A 2,081-nucleotide genomic window follows, 5' to 3' on the forward strand; every position below is an offset into this window, starting at 1 on the left:
CCATGAGCATCTTAAATGCAATAAGAAATAAGATTGCCCTAAGAGTGGTTGCAGTGGTAAGTCATCAGAAACCTTATGTCAGTAATCAATTAATTGCGGCATAAATTATATTAAAAAATACTTGCATGAGTCATAACAATCATCTCGACAGAATGCGGAGAAATTGAATTCCAGAAAACAAAAAGCGGGGCATTGTAAAAATGCCTCGCTTTTTGTTTATCCTTATATTACACTATTACTTATTAGGTTGAGGTGTAGTTCTTAAATAAGGTTTAATTACTTTATGTCCTTTGGGGAACCTTGCAGGAATGTCTTCTGTTTTAATACTGTTCATTACAACAACATCTTGTCCATCTTCCCAATCTGCAGGAGTTGCAACGCTATAATTAGCGGTAAGTTGTAATGAATCGATTACTCTTAATACTTCGTTAAAGTTACGCCCTGTAGACGCAGGGTAGGTTAGCATCAATTTAACCTTTTTATCAGGAGAGATGATGAACAACGAACGTACAGTTAAAGTTTCTGATGCATTTGGATGGATCATATCATAGAGATCAGCAACTTTCTTATCCTCATCTGCAATGATAGGAAACTCTACATTTGTATTTTGAGTTTCATTGATGTCTTTAATCCAGCCTTTATGAGACTCTGCAGAATCAACGCTAAGCGCCAGTACTTTAACATTTCTTTTTTCAAATTCTCCTTTTAAAGATGCAGTACGGCCAAGTTCCGTGGTACATACCGGAGTATAATCTGCAGGGTGAGAAAACAAGACTCCCCAGCTATCTCCCAGAAAATCATAAAAATCGATATTACCAATAGAAGTTTCTGCCTTAAAATTGGGAGCTGCGTCCCCTATTCTTAAACTCATAATTATATATTTTAGTAGTAAATAACAATGTTTAAAAGTAAATATTAAAGTCTACAAGTTAAGTATACTATTTAAAATAATTCTCCTGTTTTTGTAATAAAATTAATTTCAGGAATCTTACTTCCCAAGTGCTTATTAAACTGTTTAATGGTATAATCGGCAAGAATGGGTGTATCCTTTTCATCATGTTGGTGCAGAAAGAAGTACACTTTTTCCAGTCCTTTATCCAACCACTGTTTAATTCTTACCACCCAATCGTCTATCCTTGCAAAGTCAGAATCCTGATGTGCCGATCCATTTCCGACAAAGCGAATAAATATTTCAGGTATGGTTAGTTCCATGTGCACACAGTCTCTCCTGCCGCTTGCATCAGTAATTACTGCACCCTTATTTAACTTTGCAAACATATCAAACACCTGGTTCCTATTCGCTKCTTCCAAAAACCATCCTTCGTGCCTTAATTCCACAAAAACAGCAAGGTCAGTAGGCAGGTATTTCAGGTATTCTTCCAGAACAGGCAGGCTCTTAGGTGTAAAGTTATCTCCAAGCTGCAAAAAGCATGGCCCCAAGAACTGAGCAAATTCAGAAATACTTGCCAGAAAAAGATCTGTTGGTACCTCTGCATCTTTTAGCCTTTTAATATGGCTGATTGTTCTGGAAAATTTAGGACAGAAAATAAAACTATTATTGGAATTATCCTCAGCCTTGGCTTTCCATTTTTTAATCAGCTCTGCATTCGGGATGCTGTAAAAAACTGCATTCAGCTCAATAGAATTGAAATGTTTTACATATTGATCCAGAAAGTCGGCTTCTTTGGTTTTTGCTGGGTAAATCATATTTAACCATTCCTTTCGGCCCCATTTGGCACAGCCAACGTAAAACTCAGGGTTTTTAGCCGGCTTACCTTTCGACAATGTTTTTGAAGTTTGTATGCCATCTTTTGGCAATGTAAAATTTACATGCTTTATCTGGCTATCTGTTACTTTTCCGAAATCCATATTTAAAGTTCTATATAAAGCAAAACCCCGAAACTAAATTAAAGTTTCGGGGTTTCAAATTTATGTGTTAGTTATTAGTTATAACCTTTTATCATAAACACGTAATCCTGAATTTTGGATACCTGTTTTGATGGCTCTAATTTCGATAATTTGCTCTTCCTAACAGAAGATATCCTACCCACTATAGAATCCTGAGGGATAGAGCTTAACGC

Annotated in this window: 2 protein-coding genes; both read right to left on the bottom strand. The window is 36.1% G+C overall.

Annotated features, from left to right (window positions below; translation table 11 throughout):
- Positions 1–235: 235 nt before the first annotated feature.
- Positions 236–871 carry a peroxiredoxin gene (locus AC1DDX_RS26825; protein WP_172659878.1) on the bottom strand — a complete coding sequence of 212 codons (636 nt, stop codon included), beginning with the start codon at positions 869–871 and terminating at the stop codon, positions 236–238.
- Between the two features lie 71 nt (positions 872–942).
- A complete protein-coding gene (locus AC1DDX_RS26830) occupies positions 943–1,869 on the bottom strand; it encodes a DUF72 domain-containing protein (RefSeq protein WP_477622972.1) in 927 nt (308 codons plus the stop codon).
- Between the last annotated feature and the right edge of the window lie 212 nt (positions 1,870–2,081).

The organism is Pedobacter sp. 10L46_2, assembly GCF_056395165.1.